Source organism: Bradyrhizobium erythrophlei (assembly GCF_042430365.1).
Lineage (GTDB): Bacteria > Pseudomonadota > Alphaproteobacteria > Rhizobiales > Xanthobacteraceae > Bradyrhizobium > Bradyrhizobium erythrophlei.
In genome coordinates this window covers 54127-77531 of record NZ_JBHMET010000270.1, presented here as the reverse complement: position 1 = coordinate 77531, position 23405 = coordinate 54127, and the positions used below count along the sequence as shown (strand labels likewise).

Annotated in this window: 18 protein-coding genes; 2 read left to right on the top strand and 16 right to left on the bottom strand. The window is 65.1% G+C overall.

Annotated features, from left to right (window positions below):
- Window positions 1-51: 51 nt before the first annotated feature.
- From ACFFWD_RS41565 to ACFFWD_RS41495, 15 genes are all read right to left on the bottom strand, one after another.
- Window positions 52-774, bottom strand: coding sequence for a cysteine hydrolase family protein (locus tag ACFFWD_RS41565; protein ID WP_376975253.1), 723 nt, complete (start codon window positions 772-774; stop codon window positions 52-54).
- Between the two features lie 153 nt (window positions 775-927).
- Window positions 928-1851, bottom strand: a complete 924-nt coding sequence (locus ACFFWD_RS41560) for an ABC transporter permease (RefSeq protein ID WP_376975191.1) — start codon at window positions 1849-1851, stop codon at window positions 928-930.
- Complete coding sequence (locus tag ACFFWD_RS41555; RefSeq protein ID WP_376975190.1) at window positions 1848-2957, bottom strand: ABC transporter permease; 1110 nt, start codon at window positions 2955-2957, stop codon at window positions 1848-1850. Before ACFFWD_RS41555 ends, ACFFWD_RS41560 begins: the two co-directional genes overlap by 4 nt.
- Window positions 2950-4506 (bottom strand): ABC transporter ATP-binding protein, encoded by a 1557-nt coding sequence (locus ACFFWD_RS41550; RefSeq protein ID WP_376975189.1) that lies wholly within the window; start codon window positions 4504-4506, stop codon window positions 2950-2952. The genes ACFFWD_RS41555 and ACFFWD_RS41550 overlap by 8 nt, the downstream gene beginning before the upstream one ends.
- 2 nt (window positions 4507-4508) lie before the next feature.
- A complete protein-coding gene (locus ACFFWD_RS41545) occupies window positions 4509-5498 on the bottom strand; it encodes a BMP family protein (RefSeq protein ID WP_376975188.1) in 990 nt (329 codons plus the stop codon).
- A gap of 112 nt (window positions 5499-5610) precedes the next feature.
- Window positions 5611-7056: a YlbE family protein gene (locus ACFFWD_RS41540; protein WP_376975187.1), complete on the bottom strand. Its 1446-nt coding sequence runs from the start codon at window positions 7054-7056 to the stop codon at window positions 5611-5613.
- Window positions 7053-8651, bottom strand: a complete 1599-nt coding sequence (gene fdrA / locus ACFFWD_RS41535) for an acyl-CoA synthetase FdrA (RefSeq protein ID WP_376975186.1) — start codon at window positions 8649-8651, stop codon at window positions 7053-7055. Before fdrA (ACFFWD_RS41535) ends, ACFFWD_RS41540 begins: the two co-directional genes overlap by 4 nt.
- Before the next feature lie 211 nt (window positions 8652-8862).
- A complete protein-coding gene (gene arcC / locus ACFFWD_RS41530) occupies window positions 8863-9822 on the bottom strand; it encodes a carbamate kinase (protein WP_376975185.1) in 960 nt (319 codons plus the stop codon).
- Between the two features lie 4 nt (window positions 9823-9826).
- Window positions 9827-11338 (bottom strand): acyl-CoA synthetase FdrA, encoded by a 1512-nt coding sequence (gene fdrA / locus ACFFWD_RS41525; protein ID WP_376975184.1) that lies wholly within the window; start codon window positions 11336-11338, stop codon window positions 9827-9829.
- A complete protein-coding gene (locus ACFFWD_RS41520; protein WP_376975183.1) occupies window positions 11335-12585 on the bottom strand; it encodes a YlbE family protein in 1251 nt (416 codons plus the stop codon). Before ACFFWD_RS41520 ends, fdrA (ACFFWD_RS41525) begins: the two co-directional genes overlap by 4 nt.
- Before the next feature lie 7 nt (window positions 12586-12592).
- Window positions 12593-12781 (bottom strand): hypothetical protein, encoded by a 189-nt coding sequence (locus ACFFWD_RS41515; RefSeq protein ID WP_376975182.1) that lies wholly within the window; start codon window positions 12779-12781, stop codon window positions 12593-12595.
- Between the two features lie 191 nt (window positions 12782-12972).
- A complete protein-coding gene (locus ACFFWD_RS41510) occupies window positions 12973-13908 on the bottom strand; it encodes an oxamate carbamoyltransferase subunit AllH family protein (RefSeq protein ID WP_376975181.1) in 936 nt (311 codons plus the stop codon).
- 15 nt (window positions 13909-13923) lie between these two features.
- Window positions 13924-16458, bottom strand: a complete 2535-nt coding sequence (locus tag ACFFWD_RS41505) for a branched-chain amino acid ABC transporter ATP-binding protein/permease (RefSeq protein WP_376975180.1) — start codon at window positions 16456-16458, stop codon at window positions 13924-13926.
- Window positions 16455-17330: a branched-chain amino acid ABC transporter permease gene (locus ACFFWD_RS41500; protein ID WP_376975179.1), complete on the bottom strand. Its 876-nt coding sequence runs from the start codon at window positions 17328-17330 to the stop codon at window positions 16455-16457. Before ACFFWD_RS41500 ends, ACFFWD_RS41505 begins: the two co-directional genes overlap by 4 nt.
- A 40-nt stretch (window positions 17331-17370) precedes the next feature.
- Window positions 17371-18486, bottom strand: coding sequence for an ABC transporter substrate-binding protein (locus tag ACFFWD_RS41495; protein WP_376975252.1), 1116 nt, complete (start codon window positions 18484-18486; stop codon window positions 17371-17373).
- A gap of 351 nt (window positions 18487-18837) precedes the next feature.
- Between ACFFWD_RS41495 and ACFFWD_RS41490 the strand changes: the two genes are divergently transcribed.
- A complete protein-coding gene (locus tag ACFFWD_RS41490) occupies window positions 18838-20049 on the top strand; it encodes an amidohydrolase family protein (RefSeq protein WP_376975178.1) in 1212 nt (403 codons plus the stop codon).
- A 129-nt stretch (window positions 20050-20178) separates the two neighbouring features.
- A complete protein-coding gene (locus tag ACFFWD_RS41485) occupies window positions 20179-20919 on the top strand; it encodes a TetR/AcrR family transcriptional regulator (protein WP_376975177.1) in 741 nt (246 codons plus the stop codon).
- A gap of 279 nt (window positions 20920-21198) precedes the next feature.
- On the opposite strand, the gene ACFFWD_RS41480 is transcribed toward ACFFWD_RS41485, so the two are convergent.
- Window positions 21199-22791, bottom strand: coding sequence for a gamma-glutamyltransferase family protein (locus tag ACFFWD_RS41480; RefSeq protein ID WP_376975176.1), 1593 nt, complete (start codon window positions 22789-22791; stop codon window positions 21199-21201).
- Between the last annotated feature and the right edge of the window lie 614 nt (window positions 22792-23405).

Below are 23405 nucleotides of genomic sequence, written 5' to 3'. Positions count from 1 at the left end.
TCTAATCGAAATACTCAATCCGCATATTCGGCGGCGTGATGACGCGCGCGCCTATGATATGCGGCCGGGTGCCTGCTTCTGCACGGCATCAATCACGTCCGACGAGTGCGTGACGAACCCGAAGCATTTCTTGACATTGAAGATCGTCGCCTCAACGCAGTAGTCCGGCGATGTCGTTGCGCAGCAGTCCTCGACCAGGAGGCAGCCGTAGCCCAGGAAATTGGCGTCCGTCAGCGAGTGCAGCACGCACTGATCGGTGTTGACGCCGGCAAACAGGATCGTCCTGGTGCCGAGGTTGCGCAAAATGCTGTCCAGCGGCGTATCCCAGAAGCCGCTGATCCGGTATTTGTCGACGTGAATGTCCCCCGGCTCCTGCTTCAACTCGTCGACGACGGCCGCGGCCCAGCTGTCCTTCTGCAAAACGCGCGCACCGCTGCCGGGCAAAGGCTCGCCAAGGCCGATCCCAACCCCCTTCGGCTTGTACAGATGGAGCTGATTGGGCGGCATGTTCTTCAGATCCGGCCGATTGCCCCAGTTCAGCCAGACGACGTGCACCCCGGCCGCTCTCAGTACCGGGAGAAGCTTCTGTAGCGGCTCGATCGGCGCCCGATCCGGCGTGTGATCGACACCGAGGTGATCGACCCAGCCCCCTTTCGCACAGAAGTCGTTCTGCATGTCCACGACGATGAGAGCGGTGCGATGCAGATCCACGGTCACGGTCTGGGGCTGAGCGTTGATCGTGACGGCGATCGGCGGCGGCGCCGCCAATGCCATGTTGACGTTATTGTCATCGACCAGCCATTTGTAGCCTGGAGCGGATCCAAGGGGATTGGCTGAGTTTGGCGCGCCTGACGCTGTGGCTTTTGCAGCAGTGGAACTCGTCATCGGACCTTCCTCCCTCGATGCTTTGTTGAACTATCTTCGCGATCACGCGCCACGTTCGAACGGAATGGTCAATGCCGCAGGCTGCCTGCTCCTTCCGACAAAGCCTGCAATCGCGACCAGCGCCAGCAGATAGGGCAGCAGCAAGAGGAGCGCCACGGGCACGTCGAGCTGCAGCGCAGGGACCAGGAACTGCAGCGCGGTCGCGAAGCCAAACAGGAGACACGCCGCCAGTGTGTACCAGGGATTCCAGCCGCCAAAGATGACGGCCGTGATCGCGAGATAGCCTGCGCCCTTGGTCATGTTCTCGGTGAACGTATTGCTGTCCGCAACCGACATGAACGCCCCGCCCAGGCCCGCGAGAACACCTGCATAGAGCACGCCGAGATAGCGTGTCCTGGCAACGCTGATGCCGGCCTTGTCGGCTGCGCGCGGATCCTCACCGACTGCGCGCACGGCCAGCCCGAAGGAGGTGTACTTCAGGAGTAACCACGTTACGACGACCATCAGGATGCTGACATAGGCAAGTCCGGTCTGGTTCGATAGTGCCGGCCCGATCACAGGGATGGCGGCGAGCCATGGCAGATTGAGTTGGGCAAAGCCGGGGATCGGATCACGCGACAGCGGCCCGAAGATCTCGCGATACAGGAAAGTGGTCGCGCCCAACGACAGGATATTGAACCCTATGCCCACCACCAGCTGATTTGCGCGCAGCGTGACGCTCAGCACGGCCTGCACCGCGGCCACCACTGTTGCCACCAATACGCCGGCCGCCACGCCGGCGAGCGGCGAGCCGGTCGCCCACGACGTCAGCGCCGCCGCGAAGGCCGACATCAGCATCATGCCGTCGAGGCTGAGATTGAGAACGCCGGCGCGTTCGCTCAGCATTTCGCCCGTCGCCGCGAAAATGATCGGAACCGCAAGACGCAGCCCGGAGCCGATAAACACCGCCATCTGTTCGTCGATCATCGGGTTGCCTTTCGGTTGGTGAGGATCGCTGAGCCCGCGATGATGATGACGATCAGGCCCTGGCAGATCAGGACGACGGCAGACGGGACATGCGCCGATATCTCCATGTTGATGGATCCCGATCGCAGGAATCCGAACAGCAGCGCACCGATCACCACGCCCATCGCCGAGCCTCGCGACAGCAGACCGACCACCAGGCCGTCAAATCCATAGCCGGACGAAAAATCGCTCGTCAGATAGAATTGCTGGCCGAGGATCATGATCGCGCCGCCGAGGCCGCCAAGGCCACCGGACACCGTCATGGCCAGGATCACGTAGAAGCTGGTCCGCATGCCGGCGCGGCGGGAGGCCGTCACGTTCAAGCCGACGGCGCGCAACCGCAGGCCGAGCGTGCTGTGCTTGAGCACCAACCACACGACGACGACCGCGATTGCAGCTATCAGCAACCCGATATGAAGGGGAGAGCCACTGTCGGGGAAGAGCTGCGGCAGCTTGGTTGAATCCGGAATCTCAGGTGATTCCGGCAGCGACGACACATCGCTGATAGGCTTGCGCAGCAAGTGAAAGGATTCGACCGACCAATACACCAACGGCAGCGCAATGAAGCTCAACAGCAACGTGCTGATGACTTCATTTGTACCACGCGCCGCCTTGAGAAAGCCTGCCAGCGCGCCCCAAAGAGCGCCGGCAGCGGTTCCCACGACGAGCGGCGTGACAAACGCCAGCCCAAAGGGCAGGCCGCCGGCGCCATGCAGCGCGGCTGCGGTCGCGAACATGCCGCCCATCGCGATCTGTCCTTCGCCGCCGACATTCGTCAGATTGGCGCGGCTGGCAAAGATGAAGCCAAGACCGACCAGTCCGAGGCTGATCGCGCGGTTGAGCGACGCGCCGATATTGAAATCGCTCCCCGCCATGCCGTCCCAGAACGCTTCGATCGCGTCCACGACCGATGCGCCCGTGGCAGCAATGATGAGCAGACCGATCCCGAGCGCAACAACAGTCGACACCACCGGTACCAGCACCTGCAACGGCACAAGATCGAATTTGGCGCCCTGCGCGACCCGGGCAAACTTCGGATTCTTCATGACCATGGCCAATCTAGACATGCGCGTGCCCCGACATCATCGCGCCGATCGCCTCACGACTGAACGATCCGGCCGCGAGCTCGCCAACCAGCCTTCCGCGGTAGATCACCGCGATCCGATCCGACACCGCCATCAACTCCTCGAGCTCACTGGAGATCAGGAGTACCCCGAGACCGTCGTCGCGCGCCGCACGAATGCGATTGTAGACCGCCTCGATCGCACCGACGTCGAGCCCCCGGGTCGGCTGGGCGGCGAGCAGAAACACCAGCGGATCGAGCGAGAGCTCGCGTGCAAGCACCGCTTTCTGCTGGTTTCCTCCGGACAGACTCGCCATCGATACGTCCGGGCTGCTCGCGCGGACATCGAATTCACGCATCATCGCTTCCGCGGCCTTGCGGCGCGCCGGCTTGTCGAGCAGGCCGAAGCGGCTGAATTTTCCGATCGCGCCGAGAAAGAGATTCTCTGCGACAGACAATTCCTTGATGCAGGCCACGGCATGGCGATCCTCAGGAACAATGCCGACGCCTGCGTCCGTGATCTGCTGTGGCGTGCTACCATCCACCGATGTGCCGCCGACGACGATGGAGCCTGCACTCGGCGAGCCGAGACCGGCGAGGATCAGGCCCAGTTCGGTCTGGCCGTTGCCTTCGACACCGGCGATCCCGACGATCTCCCCGGCACCGACCGCAAGGCTCAAGCCGTCGAGCCTCGCCACGCCGTGCGCGTCGCGATAAACGAGGTCGGATATCTGAAGCACCGTTTCGCCCGGAGATGGCCGACCTTCCCGGCCCGCTGCCGGCCGTGCCGGCGTCTTGCCCTCGATATCGACCGCCGCAGCCAGCACCGAACCGGCCGACTGTACATCGCGCCCCACCATCGAGCGCACCAGCGACCGGATGTCCGCGCCGGCCATCGCCACCGTCTCGATGATGCGCCCCTGCCGCAGCACCGTGGTGCGGTCGGCGACCCGATTGATCTCGCCGAGCTTGTGGGTGACCAGGATCACGGACTTACCGCGCAGCGCGACCTGGCGGCAGATCGCCAGCAACGCATCGATCTCGTCCGGCTGCAGCACCGCGGTCGGCTCGTCGAGCACGAGCAGTTGCGGATCACCTAGCAGGCACTTGATGATCTCGACGCGCTGCCGCTCGCCGACCGAAAGATCTTCAATCAACGCGTCGGGGTCGATTTCGAGCCCGTATTCCGCGGCGAGCTGCTCCATCCGCACGATGATGTCTTGCGGCTTCAGCACCGCGTTCGCGCGGCCGAGCATCAGGTTCTCGGCCACGCTCATGTTGGGCACCAGGCTGAAATGCTGGTGCACCATCACGATGCCGCGCTGGAGCGCTTCCGCCGGTCCGCGGGGCTGAAACGAATGCCCGTTCAGTGTCATCGTGCCGGCATCGGGCCGGTGCACCCCGAAGACCAGATTGCACAATGTCGATTTTCCGGCGCCGTTCTCGCCAAGCAGGCAGTGCACCTCACCACGCTCGACGCCCAACGAGATGTCGTCGAGCGCGGTGAAAGTGCCGAACCGCTTGGTCAGACCAGACAGTTCGAGAACAGCCACGGTCAGCCCACCTTTACCTTGATCTTGCTCGACAGCAGATCGTCCTTGAGCTCCTTGATCTTCGCCTGGATTTCCGGCGTCGCTCCCGTGCAGATCTCGATATCGGCCGACTGCGGCCCCATCGCGAGACCGAACTGCTTGTATTCCGGGTGCCACGTTCCGGCGACGGCCTGATCGATGGCATATTCGACCATGAACCCGATGCCGCTGACCGTGTAGGCAATGTAGAGCGGATTTTTGTCGGAGCAGTAGTTGGTATAGCTCCCGATCATCCTGGTGCCTTTCTCGCGCGCCGCCTGCTCCATTCCGCGCACGCCGAGATTGAGAATGTTGTAGTGGATGTCGGCGCCTTGTGCGATCGCGGCCAGCGTCGCTTCCTTCGCCTTGGCGACGTCGTCGAAGTCACCGGTATAGGTCACGAAGCATTTCGTATCCGGCTTGACGTATTTGGCGCCGTTCGCGAATTCCGTTCCCGTGTTGACGATGGCCGGAATTTCAAGCCCGCCGACATAGCTCACCGCGCCGTTCTTCGACATCATGGCGGCAACTGCCCCGGCGATGAAGCCGATCTGGGCCTGCAGCACGTCATATTGCGCGACGTTATCCGTCGGCTGCCCCGTGGGCCCCGCGATGGAAAACTTCACCTTCGGAAACCGCTTGGCGACCTTCAGAACCGACGCCTGGGTCTGCCCCGCAGCGCCGATGACCATGTCGTTCTTGCTCGCGAGAGTCACGAGCGCCTGCTCCATGTCGGCGAACTTGACGTTCTCGATGGACGTGATCGCAACCTTCTTGCCATGGCGCTGCTCGGCCGCCTTCATGCCGTTGTAGGCCGACTCCATCCAGCCATGGTCGGCTCTCGACCCCGGGATGAGAATGCCGATGCGGAGCGGCTTTGCCGTATCGTCGGCGAGGACAAGCCGGGTTGATGAACCGATCCAGGCCGCCGAGAGCAGGCCGGTTTGCAGAAATGCTCGACGCGTAGCGTTCATATCGTTTCCTCCTCTTTGTTTCCCGGTGTTGCCGCATTTCTTATCGCGGCTCTTTGTCATGGGCGGCAGCGCATCATCAGGCCGCGCCACCGTTTTCAGAACTGTAGCCGGATCACCTCACAGCCATCTCCGCGAACGCACCGACCGCCTCGACAAAGCACTTCATCGGAGCCTGCACGACGCCAGCGCCGATGATTCCCATCCCCGGCTCCTTGTGCGCCGTCGCGGTGTTGATCACGGGCCTCATACCTTCATCCACGACCTTGCGGATGTCGATGCCGACCGGAGCGCCGATGAAATCGAGCATCGGCAGCGTGAAGCCGGGATTGCGGCCGATCGTGATGTGCGCCATCTCGCGCGAATAGCGCAGGGCATCCTGGGGCGTGCCGCCGACGAACTGGACCATCGCGGGAGCAGCGGCCATCGCAAACGCGCCCAGTCCAGCGGTCTCGGTGATCGCGCTGTCGCCGATATCGGGATTGGCGTCGGCCTCGCTGAAACCCGGCAAGAACAGACCGACAGGGATGTCGGCGGGGGCGACAAACCATTGTCCGTCCAGCCCGCTCACCCTGATGCCGACATTGACGCCGTTGCGCGCCATCGCGGTGACGATGCTGCTGAACGGCACGCCGTGGGCGGCATCCATCGTCGCCTTGCACGCCGCCATGGACAGGCTGAGGAAGAACATGTCGTCCGCTCCGATCGTCCGCAGCGTCTCGTGAACGATGTCGCGCGAGATCGACGACTTGAGCAGCGATTCCGTGACGGCGCGATACAGTAGCAGCGTCGCGGCCGTGTTGCGGTTGTGAACGTCGTCACCCATATGCAGCGACTGCGACATCAACGGCTTCAGCGGCAACCCGCCGTCGATGTCGGCGACGGCCGCCTTCAGGCACGGCGCCAGGACATTCTCGATCAGCTTGAGGCCCTCGATCACCTCCGGAGCGAAGGCGCCGAACCGCAATGTCTTGGCGCCGCCGGATTCCATCATCGGCGCATAGGCGCGGTTTCCGGCTGCCTTGTTCATCACCACAAAGAGCGGCATCGAGGGCGAGATGATCCCGGTCATCGGCCCCACCGCGCCGAATTCATGGCATGGCGCAAAGCGGATGCCGCCGCCCGCAGCGAGGTGCTCCGCCTCCGCCGGGGTCGCGGCCCATCTCTCGTAGAGAATTGCGCCAACCACGGCCCCTTTCATCGGGCCGCACATATCCTTCCAGGCGATCGGCGGGCCGGCGTGCAGCAGGGTCCGGCCCATATCGGGCCAGACGTCGGAGGCACGCGCGGCGACGTCGACCCACACCGGTTGCCCAGCCAGGATTCGCTGCAGCACTTCCGCATTGGCGCGGTCGATCCGCGATCCCAGGCAGTCCGCGTCATCAGCGTCGCCGATCAGTTGCGCTAGATTCCAGGCGACTTCCGGACTTCCGTCTCCGACCGGCTGCCATTGCAGGCGCGTCAGCGGCGCACCGCTGCTCTCGACGCCCCGATCGAGATCGGAGGCGCCAAGGCTGACGACCGATGTCTTGCTGTTCCGCAGAGCCGAAACTGGGTTCATCGTCGTTCTCCACCTTGCGGCGCGCGACGGGTTGCAGCGCTTTCGCCCGCCATCCGGCTGGCAATGGCCTGCGCGCACCGCGCCGCGCTGGTGCTGCTGGCCACGAGCTCCGCGCCGGCGTCTTTCAACAAGGCTTTCTGCGCCGCGAAGGGCTGTGGGTCCTGGTCCGTGCCGCACACAAAGCAGATGACGGGAAGTTCGCGCCCTTTCGCTTTTGCGGCCGCCTTCGCTTGACGAATGGCGGGAGCGAGAACTTCCGCCGGATTTGAATGGCTGCCGTGGCCAAGCACCACGTCCAGCACGATGCAGGCCACATTCGGATCGTCCGCCTCTTTCAGAAGGCGGTCGATCCGCACGCTGTAGTCGATCATCGGATGCGGACGTCCCACCGTGAATTCGTCGCTGCCCAGATCGATCGCCGCATGCTCGAGGCTCTTGTCCCCGTCGGGTAGACGGTCGGCGTCGGCGAGCGGCGCGTTCGACCGGACCCGCATGCCGGCCCCGCGCCAGATCGTCTGCGCCTCCGAGCAGAACGTGCCGCCCGAATAGAGACCGCGCAGATAGCGCTGCGATCGCGCCAGCGACGAACAAACCCGGTCCGCCAATGCCTCGACGGCCTTCTTGTCGCTCCCGAGACTGGCCGTTCCCGCTAGGGAGACGGCTTGCGCTGCGGTCTCCTGCAGCGACGAGGTGCGATGGACGTTTCCGGTGGAGGCGACCGGTTCGCCGCCCAGGAAGCAGATCACGACCGGCTTGCCGATCGTCGCCGCTCGCTCGATCACGCGATTCTCCACGTCGCGCGCCGGCGGCTTGGAGACAATGACGATGACCTTGGTTTCTTCATCCGCGGCCAGCAGGTCCAGGCCTTGCACCATGGTGATGCCGCCGACCAGGCTGGAAACATCATGGCTGCCGGTGCCGATCGCCTGCGATATGCCCTGGCCATGGTGATGGATCTGGCACATCACTTCCTGCAGCCCTGTGCCCGACGCTCCGACGAGCCCGATGACGCCGCGCCGAACGACGTTGGCAAAGCCGAGCGGGACGCCGTTGATGATCGCGGTGCCGCAATCCGGCCCCATGACCAGCAATCCCTTCTGCGCGGCAACCCGCTTGATGGCCTGCTCCTGCCCGATCGGCACGTTGTCGCTGAACAGCAGCACGTTCAGACCGTGGCGCAGCGCCTTCAAGGCTTCGGCCGCCGCATAGGGGCCCGGCACCGAGATCAACGCGAGGTTGGCATGATCGGCAACCGCGACGCCGCGCGCGATCGAGCGCGGCGCTGCGTCCGCAACCGCCTCGGTCGCCCCCTGTTTCGAATCATCGCCGACGATCAGAGCGTGAATTTCGCGCGCCGCGGCTTCCAGTCTGTCGAGCTGTTCGTCCACCACGACGATCATGATATCGCCGGGCTTGGCCTCTTCGAGCGCCGGACCCATCAGGCCGGCCTGTTGCAGGAACTCCTTGTTGCTGCGTGTTCCCATCAGCAGCGTCACCCGCTGCACGCCGCTCCGCGCCACCGCGAGCTGCGAAATCCGCATCAACGAGACGGAATCCTTGTACAGGTTCGCCCGTACGCTTGACTGGATAGCCATAGCCTTGTCGTTCCCTCGAATTCCTTCGGCCCGCTCGTTCTCTAATCCGTGAGCTTCGGCCGACCACAGCGATAGCCAGATCAAAAGGCGAAACGCCGGTCATGCGGTCCGGCCGCTTCAACTCGGTGAATCCAGACGTCATAACGGTCCTTCGAACTTGGACCGACGACCGGCGCAGGCGGATGATCCGCGGCCGCGCCGGTCGGATCAGCTATTGAACGACGTGCGTCCCCGTCTCGCCTCGCAGCGCCGCCATGGCGCAATCGAGGTGGCTGATGATCGCGCGCTTGCCGCCGCCCTCGAGAAAGCGGATGGCCGCATCGACCTTCGGCCCCATGCTCCCCGGCGGAAAGTGTCCTTCACGGTGATAGGCCTTGATCTCCTCGAGGCTGACCTGATCCAATTCCTTCTTGTTCGGCTTTCCGAAATTCACCGCCACGCGCGGCACTGCCGTCAGGATCAGCAACTCTTCAATGCCGAGGACGTTCGCGATATGAGCTGACGTCAGATCCTTGTCGATAACCGCCGGCACGCCGGTGCGCACGCCCTTCGCATCGCGAACGACCGGAACGCCGCCACCGCCTCCCGCAATGACGATGGTCCCGCGTTTGACCAATGCATCGACCAGCGAGATGTCGCAGACATGCCTGGGCTTCGGCGAGGGAACGACGTGGCGCCAGCCGCGTCCCGAATCCTCGCGCATCGCCCAGTTGAGCTCGGCGCTGATCTTCTTCGCCTCCTCTTCCGAGAAGAACGGGCCGACGAACTTGGTGGGATTCTTGAACGCCGGATCGTCCTTGTCGACCTCGACTTGGGTCAGCAGACTTGCCACGTGCCGCTGGTTACCCTGCTCGCGCAGGGCATTCTCGATCGCCTGCATCAAGAGATAGCCGATGCCGCCCTGGCTGTGCGCGACGCAGATATCCATGTCCATCGGCGGAATGCGGCTCATCGTCAACATCTGCCGCATCATGATCTTGCCGACGACCGGGCCGTTGCCATGCGTGATGACAAGCTCATTGTCGAGTTGCGCAAGCGGCAGCAAGGCTTCCGCGGTTTTCTGCGCGACCGACTTCTGCTCCTGGGAGGTCCCGCGGATGTCCTCGGGATGAACCGCATTGCCGCCGATCGCGACCACAAGGCGACGCGGCACGTCACTGAGCGTACGCATATCCCTACCTCCCGGCATTGCTGGCGATGGCGACAGCGAGTTCACACGCCTGAGCGTTCGACGGCGCGACGACGATTCCGGCGCGCTCCAGCGTCCTGACCTGCGCCGAGCGGCCTTGCGGATCCTGCTCGGTGCCGACGACGGAGGCGATCAGCACGGGCGCATCCTGGCCACGATCGGCAACGAGCCCCGCCAAATGCCCGGCGGGATCGGCATGCGCGCCATAGCCGAGCACGAGGTCGAGCAGGATCACCGCGAGGTCCGGATTCCTGAGCGCGACACGCAATGCTTCATCGCGCACGGAGGGATCGATCATCGGATGCGGCCGGCCACGGGTGTATTCGTCGTCGCCGAGGTCGATCAGCCGGTCGCGTCCCTCGTTCGGCTCGACGCCGAGTTTGGGTACACCGGGAATTGCGGCGTTCGACGCCACCTTGCGGCCCGCGGCCGCAAGGATCACCTGCGCCTCCGCGCACAGCGTTCCGCCCGCGAACAGTCCTTCGATCCTGTCCTGACCACTCCGTCGCTCGAACCGCGATGCGACCGTGCCCGCGTCGAAATCGGCCCCGATCCGGGCGCCTTCCAGCGCCAGTTCGGCGGCGCCTTTGAGCGTCGGCGAAAAGCGCGCATTCGGCGGAAGCTCGATTCCGGACGCACCGATGAAGGAGACCGTGAACGATTTCCTGCTTTTGCCGATCCGCTCAAGGACGGACCTCGCGACATCGGGATGCGGCGGCTTCGAGATCAGCACCACGTGGTTCGTTTCCGGATCGGAATCGAACGCGTCGATCGCCATCAATGTCGTGATGCCGCCGATATCCTTCTTGAGATCGCGCCCGCCGACCCCGATGGCATGGGAGATTCCCTGGCCGGCTTCCGAGATCAGGCACGAGACCTCCTGCGTTCCGGTGCCCGACGCGCCGATAATTCCGATCCTGCCGCGCCTGATCTTGTTGGCGAACGCCAGCGGCGCCCCACCGATCACGGCCGTTCCGCAGTCCGGTCCCATCATCAGGAGGCCGGCCGCGCGCGCCTGCAGCTTGAGCGACAACTCGTCCTCGAGGGACACATTGTCGCTGAACATCAGGACGTGCAGGCCGCGATTGAGCGCCTTCCGGGCCTCGGCGGCGGCGAACTCGCCGGGAACGGAAATCAGCGCGAGGTTGATCTCCGGCCTGAGCTTCACTGCGGCGGCGATCGAATGTGGCCGCCATGCGGCCTGCGCCTCGCTTTGGCTCTTCGGCTTGTCGAGCGACCTGATCGCGCTGTCGAGCGCTTCGCGCGCGGCGGGCTCGGACTCGGCCTTGACCGCGATCACGAGGTCATTGCCCTTGACGGCAGTGCCCTCCTCCAGCAGTCCGGCATTGCGCATGATCGCAGCGTTCGATGGTGTCCCCATCATCAGCGCCGCCTCGATCACGCCGGGCGACGCCGCCACCTCGCGCGACAGCCGCATCAGCGCGACCGAATCGAGATAGAATCCCTTGCGGATTTCGTTCAGGACAACGACGTTCATGACACCCCCAAATCCTTGGCGATGGCGACGACCGCCTGCTGGAAGCACGCCAACGGCGCCTTGACCACGCCGGCCCCGACCTGGCCGATGCCGGGCTCGCGATGCGCGATGCCGGTGTTGATGACGGGCACGACGCCGGAATCGACGACGAGGCGAATATCGATGCCGGTCGGCACACCCGCGAAGTCCATCGCGGCGATCGTCCATTCCGGATTCTGCGCGACCGTGATCTCGCCCATCGAGCGGGTGAAGTTGCCGGCCTCGGACGGCGCGCCGGCGCCGACAAAGCCTGCGACCGCCGGTGCCGCCGCCATCGCAAATCCACCCAGGCCGATCGTCTCGACGATGGCGGAATCGCCCATGTCCGGATTGGCGTCCTTCTCGGAATAGCCAGCAAAATACAGCCCTTCCGGCATTTCGACCGGCGCCGTGAACCACCGTTCGCCGAGTCCGCTGACGCGGATGCCGAAGTCGGTGCCGTTGCGGCACATCGTGGTGACGATGGTCGAACCGCGAATGCCGTTCGCGGGATCGGTGATCGCTTTGCCCATCGCCATGGCGATGTTGAGGAAGAACTGATCGTTCTGCCCGATGAACGCCAGGCACTCGGCGAGAACAGCATTGTCGGTCGACGTCCGCGCCATCCAGGGCGCGATTTCACGGAGAAAAACGCTCGAGCAGGCGAGATTGCGCTGATGCAGCTCGTCGCCCATCGACAGTCCGCGGGCGACGATCGACTTCAGGTCGACGCCGCCTGCAGCGCGGATCGCCTTGCCGAGAACCGGCCCGAACACGTCGCGCAGCCAGGCGAGACGCTTCAGCACGCTGGCGTCGTTACCGCCGAAGCGCATCACCTTGCCGAGCCCCTCGTTGATCGCGCAATAGGCACGGTTGGAGAAGCGCGCGTTCTCGACCACGAACAACGGCATCGACATCGTCGTCATACCGGTCATCGGGCCGACCGCGCCGAAGTGATGGTTCGGGTGAAATTCGATCTCGCCACTGGCGGCGAGCTTGGTCGCGGACGCGAGATCCTTCGCCCATCCCTCGAAGACGATGGCGCCCGCGACGGCGCCGCGCATCGGACCGCACATCCGCTCCCAGGCGATCGGTGGTCCGGCGTGGAGGACCATCCGCTCGCGCAGGCCCTTGATCAATTGGCCGGCGGGAATGATGTCGATCAGCCTCGGCTCCCCCTCGAGGATCCGGGTGAGCGCCTGTTGGTTTGCGTCTTCGATCAGCTTCATCGGCGCCTCACACACCGAGCTTCGCGAGCAGCGCGGCCATCTCTGGATCTCCGCCCGCCGACGGCTTCCAGTCGACGTGAACGACGTCGATGGCGCAGTCGCGAAGGTCCTTCACGAACCCTTCGAGCCCGACGTTTACGACCTCGACCTTGCTCGCCAGCAACTGCTGGTACCGCGGCGTTTCCTGATCTGTCATGTCTCCTGCCCTAACACGCTCGTCTTCGTTCTCATCAACTAATAAGAAAACACTTACTTAGTCAAGCGCGGAATCTCTCGAAAGCGAATTTGTTTGTCGCGGGCTTGGCCGGAGTTGTTGCCGATAAAAAAATGCTCCGAACTTCGTTCGGAGCAGTCTGGGAGAACTCGAAATCTCGGGCAGAAACCGCGTCACTGCTTTCGAATGGCGTGGCGGAGAACGATGAGACTGCCCGCGAATGCGTCCAGTCCGGATGAATGCCCGATCGCCGTCAGCGCGCTGACCGCCTGACGAAGCTTTGCGACCTCGCCGCCCATCGTCGCATGGATGGCGGCGTGCAATGCAGCCGCACCATAACCGCGCGCCGCGGCCTGCAGATGGGCGCGACTGATATCATTGGTGTGCTCGACCAGCGGGCGACAATGATTCCACAACGCGTCACGACGTTCGGTGTGGCCAAGTGCAGCCAGCGCGATCAGCGCGCCGCCGATCAGGTCGTCGCCGGACGGCGTCAGGCCAGGCCCGAGGCCGATCAAGCCGGCCAGCCCGGACGCGACGCGCGGATCGCTGGCCGCATCAACGAGGATGCGCTCCAACGCAGCAACGCCGGGCATCGCGGCCTGAACAAGGGGAGATGCCGCGATCGGCGCGTGATCGGCCCCGAGAACCGCCAGCCCGGCCGTCGTGATCTCCTCGCTCCACACCTCGTCGATGGCACGCAAACCGCGCCGCAGCGTGTCCTTTGACCAGCGCGGCGCGGCGGCAGGCGTCCATACCGACGCCGAGGTCAGTTTTGCGAACGGCCGGCCCGCAATCCAGAGACTGGACTCCGCAACCCGCACGGCCGCACCGATCGTGGGCCGTGACAGATCGAACTTGCCGAGCAGATGCAGGGGTCCCGACCCGATGTCGGGCTGTCCGACGCAGATCCAGGTCCCGTCGAGCGTCAGGTAGAACGACCGCTCGAACCTCGCCATGACGTGGCCCGCGGCGCCATCGCGGAGCGCCGTCCGGGCGAGCAGCCCGACTTCCACGGCGGCAGCGACCCTCACGGCGTCGCCGCACCGATCGTTCGGCACGTCGCCATCGCGCTGCCTGTCGCTGCAATCGTGGTCGCCGAGGAACATCCGCCTTCTCCTCCCTCAGGATGCCTGGGCCGCAAAGCGCTGCGGCGCGCCGGCCTGGGCTTCACCGCCGAGATAGGCCGCTTCGAGCAGCGGATCCTCGGCGATGATGCCGGCGGCGCCGCTCTTCAGGATCGCGCCGGTTTCCAGCAGATAGGCCCGATCGGCGAGAGCGAGCGCTTGGCCTGCCATCTGGTCGACCACGATGATGGTCATGCCCTCGCTGCGCAACCGTTCAAACGACGCGAACAGCTCATCGACGACGAGCGGCGCCAGTCCGAGTGACGGCTCGTCGAGCATGAAGATCTTCGGCGCGGTGAGCAGCCCGCGGGCGACCGCGAGCATCTGCTGCTCGCCGCCCGACAACAGGCCGGCACGCTGGTCGATGCGCTCCTTCAGGCGCGGGAAGCGCACGAACATCGCCTCGATCTCGGCATCGAGGTCGAGGCCCTTGCGCGCATAGGCGCCGAGCTGGAGGTTCTGCTTCACCGTCAATTCCGGAAACACCTGCCGTCCTTCCGGCACCAGGACGACGCCGGAGCGGGCGCGGATATGCGCAGGCAGCCTGTCGATGCGCAGATCGCCGAGCCGGACTTCGCCGGTCGATCGCGGCGGTTCGAGACCGGCAATCGACCGCATCAAGGTGGTCTTCCCCGCGCCGTTCGCGCCGAGCACGGCCACCGCCTCGCCCGGCGCGACCACAAGGTCGATGCCGTTCAACGCGCGCGACAGGCCATAGAACGAATCGAGCGCCTTGACTTCGAGCGCCGTGCCCTGCCGCGTCGGCCGTGGCGCGCGGCTGCGTTCGCCCGGCGTGGCGTCGCCGAGATAGGCCTTGCGGACCAGCGGATCGTTACGGATCGCCGCCGCATCGCCGATCGCGATGCGCTTGCCGCCGTCGAGCACGACGATGAGGTCGCTGAGCGACATGATCATCGGCATGTCATGTTCGACGATGATGACCGCGATCCCGAGATCGGCGATCCGGCGCAAAAGCGCGGTCAGGCGCTGCTTGTCGCCCTTGGAGAGACCCGCCGCGGGCTCGTCGAGCAGCAGGATACGCGGACGCAATGCGAGCGCGCGCGCGATCTCGACCAGCCGCTTCTCGCCATGCGACAGCGAATCGGCGAGACGATCGACGTCGCCGTCGACCCCGGCAAAGCGCAGCAGGAAGCGGGCGAAGCCCTCCGTCTCCTCGTTGCGCAGCGCGGAGACGATGCCGCCGAGCCGGCCGACCCGCTCGGCCAGCAGGATGTTCTCCAGGATGGTGAGCGAGCCGAACAATTGCGTCGTCTGGAACGTGCGCGCCACGCCGACGCGTGCAAGCAGATGCGACGTCATGCCCGTGACGTCGCGATCGCCGAGCTTCACCGTCCCCGCCTGCGGCCGATAGAAGCCGCAGAGCAAGTTGAGCGCGCTGGTCTTGCCGGCGCCGTTGGGGCCGATGATGCTGGTGACCGCACCGGGCGCTGCCTCGAACGATACATCCTGGACCGCGCGGACGCCGCCGAACGAGATCGAGAGATTCTTCACGTCGAGCCCTGCCGCGCTGTGCGTCTCGAGGATCGCCGCATCGACATTCGCCGCCGCGATCGCAGGCTCGGCCGCGTGCTGCTGCGCCGGCAGGAATTTCGCGGCGAGCTGCTCCAGCAGTCCGACGACGCCTGAGGGGGCGGCGCGCAGCACAACGAACAGCAGCACGCCGAATGCCAGCAGGCGATACTCCGCGAGGTCCGACAGCAATTCCGGCAGCAGCACGACCAGCGCCGCGCCGATCACCGGACCGAGCACCGAGCCGGCGCCGCCGACCATCACGCCGAACAGCAGCAGCACCGATTGCAGGAACGGAAACGAGCTCGGGCTGATATAGCCCTGCAGCGGCGCGAACAGCGCGCCGGCCAGCGCCATCGCGGCCGCCGAGATCACGAAGGCCACGGCGCGAACATGCACCAGATCGATGCCGAGCGAGCGCGTCGCGACCTCGGTATCGCGGGCGGCCCGCATGGCATAGCCCCAGCCGCTGCGCTTCAGCCGCGCGAACAGGATCAGGCCGGCAAACACCAGCACGATGCCTGCGATGGCGAGCGAGCGCTCCGACAACGCATAACCGAAAACGGTCGGCGGCGTGCTCAACACCAGGCCGTTGCCGCCGCCGGTGAGATCGCGCCACTCGATCGTGACATGCTCGACGATGAATCCAAACGCAATGGTCACCATCGCCAGATACGGCCCGCGCACGCGCAGGGCCGGCATCGCGAGCAGGCCGCCGACGATGCTGACCAGGACGATGGCCCCTGCCGTGGCGGCGAGGTAGGGCCAGCCGGCCTTCTCCATCAGCAGCACGGTCGCGTACGAACCGATGGCCATGAACCCGATATGCCCGAGCGAGATCTGGCCCGCGAGGCCGAGCAGGACGTTGAGGCCGATACAGGCGATCGCCGTCAGCGAAATCGTCGCGATCAGGAACACCGCATAGCTGTCCGCAACCGCGGCATAGCCGACGACAATCGCGAACGCTGCGATCGCGACGAGAAGGGAGGCGCGAGAGGTCATACCTTCTTAACTCCAGCTCGGCCGAGCAGCCCGTGCGGCATGACGACGAGAATGACGATGACGGAAGCGAACGTGATGATCTGGGTGTAGACCGACCCGAGATAGTTGGTCGCGAACACCTCGATCAGGCCAAGACACAATCCGGCCAGCATGACGCCCCAGGCGCTGGCGAGGCCGCCGATGATCGCGGCGGCGAACGCCTTGATGCCGAACAGCGTGCCCATCTCGGACGAGACGTTGAACAGCGGCGCGATCAGCAACGCGGCGACGCCAGCCAACATCGCCGACACCGCGTAGCTCGCGGCAATGGCGCCGCTGACATTGATACCCATCAGCCGCGCGGCGTTGGGGTTCTGCACCACCGCAAGCATCGCGACGCCATGGCGCGTCCGGCGGCTGACGAGGTGCAGCGCCAGCGCGAGCAAGAGGCCGACCACGGGGATCAGGAGCTGCAGGGGATAGACCCCTGCGCCCTCCACGATCTGGATCGGCTTGGCCGCGAGCATCGACGGGAAGCTGCGCGGTTCCTTGCCGAACACGAACAGCATCAGATTGTCGACGATGATGCCGACGGCAACGGTCGCCATCAGCCAGTTGTCCGATCCGCGCTGCACGAACGGACGAACCGCGAAGCGTTCGATGAGAACGCCGTAGACCGCGCAGACCAAGAGCACGGCGGGGATGCCGATCGCGGCCGGCCAGCCCCACACGACGAGGAAGAAGTACCCGGCAACGGCCCCGAGGGTCATCGAGCTGCCCTGCGAGAAGTTGACCGTGCCGGATACCGCGTAGGTGACATGAAAGCCGAGCGCAAGCAGGCCGTACATGCTTCCCAGCGCCATACCGGTGATTATCGCTGATAGAAATGACATCGATGATGACCCTGATCCGCTTGCCGGCCAATCGCGCTTGTCAGTTGCGCGAGAACGGCATGATGTGGTTGTCCTCGAAGCGCGCCCAGATGTAGTCCTGCGCCGTCAGCGCATCGTGCTTGTCCTGCGCGAACGGCTTCTCGTAGGTCTTGATCAGCCCCTCCACGCGGTCGATCGCGTAGAAGCCGTCGCGAACGGCGGTCGGATCCGTGCTGCCGGCCTTTTCCATCGCGCGCGCGATCACCATGACGCTGTCATAGGCGTTCGCGTAGCCGACCGCCGGCGTCACATCCGCAGGCCCCTTGATATCCGGATACTTCGCCTGCAACTCGGCGAGCACGCGCTTGCCGACCGGCGAGAGATTGCCGAAGAAGCTGTAGGTCTGGACGAAGATGACGCTCTCGGCGCTCGGCCCGGCGAGCTCGGTGAAGCGACCGCCCGCCGGTCCCCAATGCGACACAATCGGCGGCGCCCAGCCCATCCGGTCGAGCGATTTCACCACCTGCGAGGACGGGCCGACATTGCCGACCAGGAACAGGGTGTCGGCGCCCCCCTGCTTGAGCCGGGACAACTGCGCGACGACGTCGACATCATTCGGCTCGAACTTCTCGACACCCGCCGGTTCGATCCCGGCCGCCTTCAGGGCGGCACGCAGGCCGTGCTCGTTCGACTCGCCCCAGGGATTGTTGACGAGGATGAGGCCCGGCTTCTTGGCTGCGTAGGTCTTGCGCGCGAACTGAACGATCGCCTTGTCGACCTCGTCGTCCATGGCGGAGACGCGGAACACATAGTTGGACGCGGCGCCGTTCAGTGTGATGTTGGTTCCGGCGGCCCATGGCACGACGAACGGGATCTTGGTGTTGTTGACGAAAGGCACGATCGCAAGCTCGACCGGCGTATCGAGGCCGCCGAGCAGCGCCGCGACCTTCTCGCGCTGGATCAATTCGCGCGCGGCAATCAGCCCCTTGGCGGGATTGCTTTCATCGTCGCGGCGAATGAGCTCGAGCGGACGGCCAAGCACGCCGCCCTTGGCGTTGATGTTCTCGATCGCGATCGTGGCGCCGCGCGTCAGCGCTTCGCCGGCGCGCGCGGACTGGCCCGACAGCGCCGTGACCAACCCGATCTTGATCGGGTCGGCGGCCTCTGCGCGTTCCATGAACGGCAGCGAGCCAAGGACGATGGCGAGCGCGCCCTGCAAGACGACGCGACGACGGAATCCGGTCAAAGCGATAGATGCGTAGTTCATTTCTGAAAATCCTCCCGCTCCTGGCGGCTGCTCCCCAGCCACCTCTCGTCCGCTGCCGCCGTTTCCGCGGTCTTGACGGAAGTAAAAACTTTCTTCACAAATTGACGAATGTCAAGCGGCGATCGCCGACGATATGGAGATTCCCATGATGCGGGAGATCGACGCAGCGCCGGAAGCGACCATCCCGCGCGACGTGCTCGGCACTGCAACATACGAACGGGCAATGGCATTGACCAAACTTAGCCAGACTGGAGACCTCCCGTGACCGCAATCGACACACTGTTTCAGAACGCGCGGCTGGCGGACGGCCGGATTGTCGAGATCGCCGTCAGCGGCGGCAAGATCGCCGCAATCGCACCGACCCCGCAAAGCTATGGCTCGGTCGGCGATGTCAGTGATCTCGGCCGGCGCCTGGTGCTGCCCGGCATGGTCGAGGGACATATTCATCTCGACAAGTGCTTCATCGGCGACGACTGGAAGCCGCATCGCCCCTGCACCGCCGGGTTCAGCGTGCGCGAGCGCGTGAAGTTCGAGAAGGAATACCTTGCCACGGCCAAGCCGATGGCGGAGCGGGCAGCGGCGCTGATCGACCTCTGCGTCTCGCACGGCACGACGCGGATGCGCAGCCATGTCGACGTGGATGCGGAGGTCGGCTTGCGGCATTTCGAAGAGATCGCTGCGGCACGGGAAATTCACCGCGACAAGGTCTCGGTTCAGATCGTCGCATTCCCGCAGAGCGGCATCCTGACCTCGCGCGGAACCGCTGATCTGCTCGAACAGGCCGTTCGCGCCGGCGCCGATCTCGTCGGCGGACTGGATCCCGCGGGCCACGACGGCGACGCCGCCGGACATCTCGATATCGTCTTCGGGATCGCCGAGCGACACGGCGTCGGCATCGACATTCATCTCCATGATGGCGGCCTGCAGGGCGTTTCGGAGATCGAGGAGATCGCGCGACGCACCAAGGCCATGGGCCTCGGAGGCAAGGTCACGATCAGTCACGCCTATGCGCTCGGCGAGGTCACCCGCGACGTGGTCGAGCGCACCGCGCATCGGCTGGCCGAGGCCGGCGTTGCGATCCTGACCAACGCGCCGGGAGCGCGCCTCTTCCCGCCGGTGCTGCTGCTGCGCGACGCCGGCGTCAATGTGTTCTCCGGCAACGACAACATCCGCGATTCCTGGTGGCCCTATGGCGACGGCGACCTGCTCGAACGCGCGATGCTGGTCGGCTATCGCTCCGGCTTCAACACCGACGAGCAGTTGGCTGCGGCCTTCGACATGGTCTCAGTCAATGCGGCACGCGCGCTCGGCGTCACGGACTACGGCCTGACCGTCGGCGGGACGGCGGATTTCGTGGTGCTCGACGCCCGCCATGTCCAGGAAGCGGTGGTCGCTCGCCCGAAGCCGCGCGATGTCTACAAGAACGGCCGTCTCGTCGCGCGCGGCGGCACGATCCTGGCGGCGGCCGCGTGACGGCAACGAACATGGAGGAAACGTTTCCCTTGACGAACCGCCATAATGACGATCTCAATCCGAACAGATTGCGCAGGAACCGCTCCGTTGGATGCATCTGCGCGGAAACTCGGAAGCCCAGGCAACGCCGTGACTGACACAACAGCAGCACAGACCAGCCCTCCCCGCAGCTCCGGGCGCGGAAAGCGGCCACGGGATTCCGCGCTCACCAAGGAAGCGATCCTGCGCGCCGCAACGTTCGAGTTCTGCCACAACGGCCTCGGCGGGGCCCGCGTCGAGGCCATTGCGCAGCGCGCCAAGGCCAACATGCGCCTGCTGTATGCCTATTTCGGCGACAAGAACGGGCTCTACATCGCGGTTCTGGAGGACGTCTACACCGAGATCCGCGCGGCCGAGCAGCAGCTCAAGCTGGATGACCTGGATCCTGTCGCGGCGATGAGCGAGTTGATCAACTTCACCTTCACGTTCTTTGGCGAGCACCAGAACTACATCGCCCTGATCAACAACGAGAACCTGCAGCGCGGGCGCAACCTGCGAAAGTCGCGCAAGATCGCCGAGCTCACCCTGCCGTTGGTCGCGAGCATCGAAAGCATTCTTCGCCGCGGCATGGCGGAAGGCCTGTTTCGCGGCGACGTCGACCCGATCCAGCTCTACGTGTCGATCACGGCCATGAGCTATTTCCACGTCTCCAACCGCTACACGCTGTCGGCGATGTTCGACAAGGACCTCGGCTCGCCGGACTGGCTCACGCAGCGCCGCGAGCACGCGCAGGACATGATCCTGACCTGGTTGACCGCGCCGATCGGCGAGCGGAAGCACAAGGCCGCCGCATCAAAGCCAACGGCCCGCTCCGGCAAGACATCCCGGTAGGTCGGCATTCTGCAAAGCGAGCGCCGGCGCGGCTCACGACAGCGCGCAGGGCAACAGCGGGTCTTTGCGCTGACGCTTCCGCATCGTCATGGCCGGGCTTGACCCGGCCATCCACGGTTTTGCGCATCGGGAAAACGAGACGTGGATGCCCGGCAGCCGGCTACGCCAAGGCTTCGCCGGGCTTTGCTGTCAGTCTCGCCGAAGCTTCAGCGAAGGCGGGCACAAGGCCGGGCATGACGAGTGTGTGGGACGACCGAGCGGTATACGCGACAACGCCCCTTAGCGCGCGGCCACGACGCCGTCGCTGCGCGGATCGCTGGCTCCTTCGAGCAGGCCGTCCGGGTGCCAGACGATCGCACCGGCGTGTCCCATGAACTCCTCGAACGGCCCGGACACCTGGATGTCGTGGCCGAGCGCACGCAGCCGGTCGATGACGGTGGGATCGAAGCGGGATTCGATCTTGAGGTTGTTGTTTTCCTCGCCCCAGGTGCGGCCGAGCAGCCAGCGCGGCGCGGTGATCGCCGATTGCAGCTCCTGGCCGTGCAGCGCGTAGCGCGTGAAGATCGCGGCCTGGGTCTGCGGCTGTCCCTCCCCGCCCATCGTGCCGAACGCGATCAGCCGGCCGTCGTCGAGCTCGGCCATTGCAGGCTGGATCGTGTGGAACGGCAGGCGACCCGGGTCCAGCCGGTTGGTATCGGTCTCGCCGAGGCTGAAGCTCGTGCCGCGGTTCTGCCAGGTGACGCCGCTCTCTGGCAGGATGACGCCCGAGCCGAACTCCCAGTAGACGCTCTGGATGAAGCTGACGCTGAGCCCGGTGCGATCGGTTGCGGCGAGCCACACGGTGTCGCCCTGCCGCGGCCGATCGGGCCACGGCGCGGCACGGGTATTGGAGATCGTGTCATGCAGCGCGGCCAGCGAGGCCTCGGACAGATAGTCGGCCGCAGCGCGCGTCATGTAGTCAGGATCGGTCACATGGCGATTGCGGACGCGGAACGCGGCCTTGGTGCATTCGACCAGCCGGTGCAGATGATCGGCGCCATCGGCCTCGCCGGCCATGCGGCGGGCATAAAGCGCCAGGATCAGGAGCGACGCCAGGCCCTGCGTCGGCGGCGGCATGTTGAACACCTTGTGCCCGGCCACCCCGACCGACAGCGGCGTCACGAGCGAGGCCTGATGTCGCTCCAGATCGGCGAGACGCAGCGGGCTGCCGACCCGCTCGAGATCGGAGGCCATCGCGCGCGCGAGATCACCGCGATAGAAATCGGACAGGCCCGCCTTCGCCAGCCGCCGCAGCGTCTCGGCGACGCGGGTCTGGCGCAGCCGCGCACCAACCGGCGGCGGGGCACCCTGCGGCAGATAGACCTCCGCAAAGCCCGGCACATCCTGAAGCTCAGGCCGCTTGTTGACGATGTTGTCATGCAGCGTCCGCGTGACGGCAACGCCGTCCTCGGCGTAGTGAATTGCCGGCTCCAGCAGCCGCGCCAGCGGCAACCGCCCGCCATGACTGTTACGGCTGAGCTCGTAGGCCTTTTGCCAGCCGTCGACGGTGCCCGCGACGGTGAGCGCGGCCAGTGGGCCGCGGCTTGGAATGCTGCTGCATCCCCGCTCGCGATACCAGGCGCGATACGCCGCCATCGCGGCGCGGCCGCAGGCCTGGATTCCGACCGGCGCCGAACCGGCGCGGCCGACCAGCCAGAAGCTGTCGCCGCCGAGGCCGTTCATGTGCGGATAGACCACGGCGATCGTCGCAGCCGACGCGATCATGGCCTCGATGGCATTGCCGCCTTCCGCCAGCACGGCCAGCCCGGCCTGTGCCGCAAGGTGGTGCGGCGCAGTCACCATGCCGCCATAGCTTCGTTTCGTCTGCAACATCGCCAAACTCCGTGAACGTCTTTAGTAATAATATTCTTACTTATTTGTCAATCGACCTGGGACGGCCGAACGAGATGTCGTCGGCCGATTTCCCGGCCGGCCCTTGCCACTGATTTGCCCGACGGCGCAAGGGGCGCCGCGAAAAATATTTCGGTTTTTCGGAAGCTAAAATCGGTGTATGAATCCGCCCGTCTCACCCGCTTGAGGGGCGCTTCGCGATCGTCACGAGTGTTGGGTCGAGATGCGGTGGACGCCGAGCACGCAACTGACGAGTGCGTGCCAGGCGGACGGCGAAGTCGTGTGGTCCTGACACCAGTGGCAGGTGTCTCCTCGCAAGACGCGCGAAACGTCCTGCGAAGACGGTGACAAACAAGCCCGGTCTCGCCGGGGAGAGCACGAGATAAGCCGTAAAACCATCGCGCAGGGAAAGCCGGCGTGTTTACCGGTTTCACCTGTGGTCCTACCCCCGTGCTTTCTGTTGCACGGGACCCATGGGTGCAATCGGCACCCGGCTTTCCCTGCGCCCTCTGCTTGAAAGAGGGCGGAACGAGACGCAAAGACTCGGGCGATTCACGTCGCGAGAACGAGGTTTGTTGCGCAAATGCCAAACACGA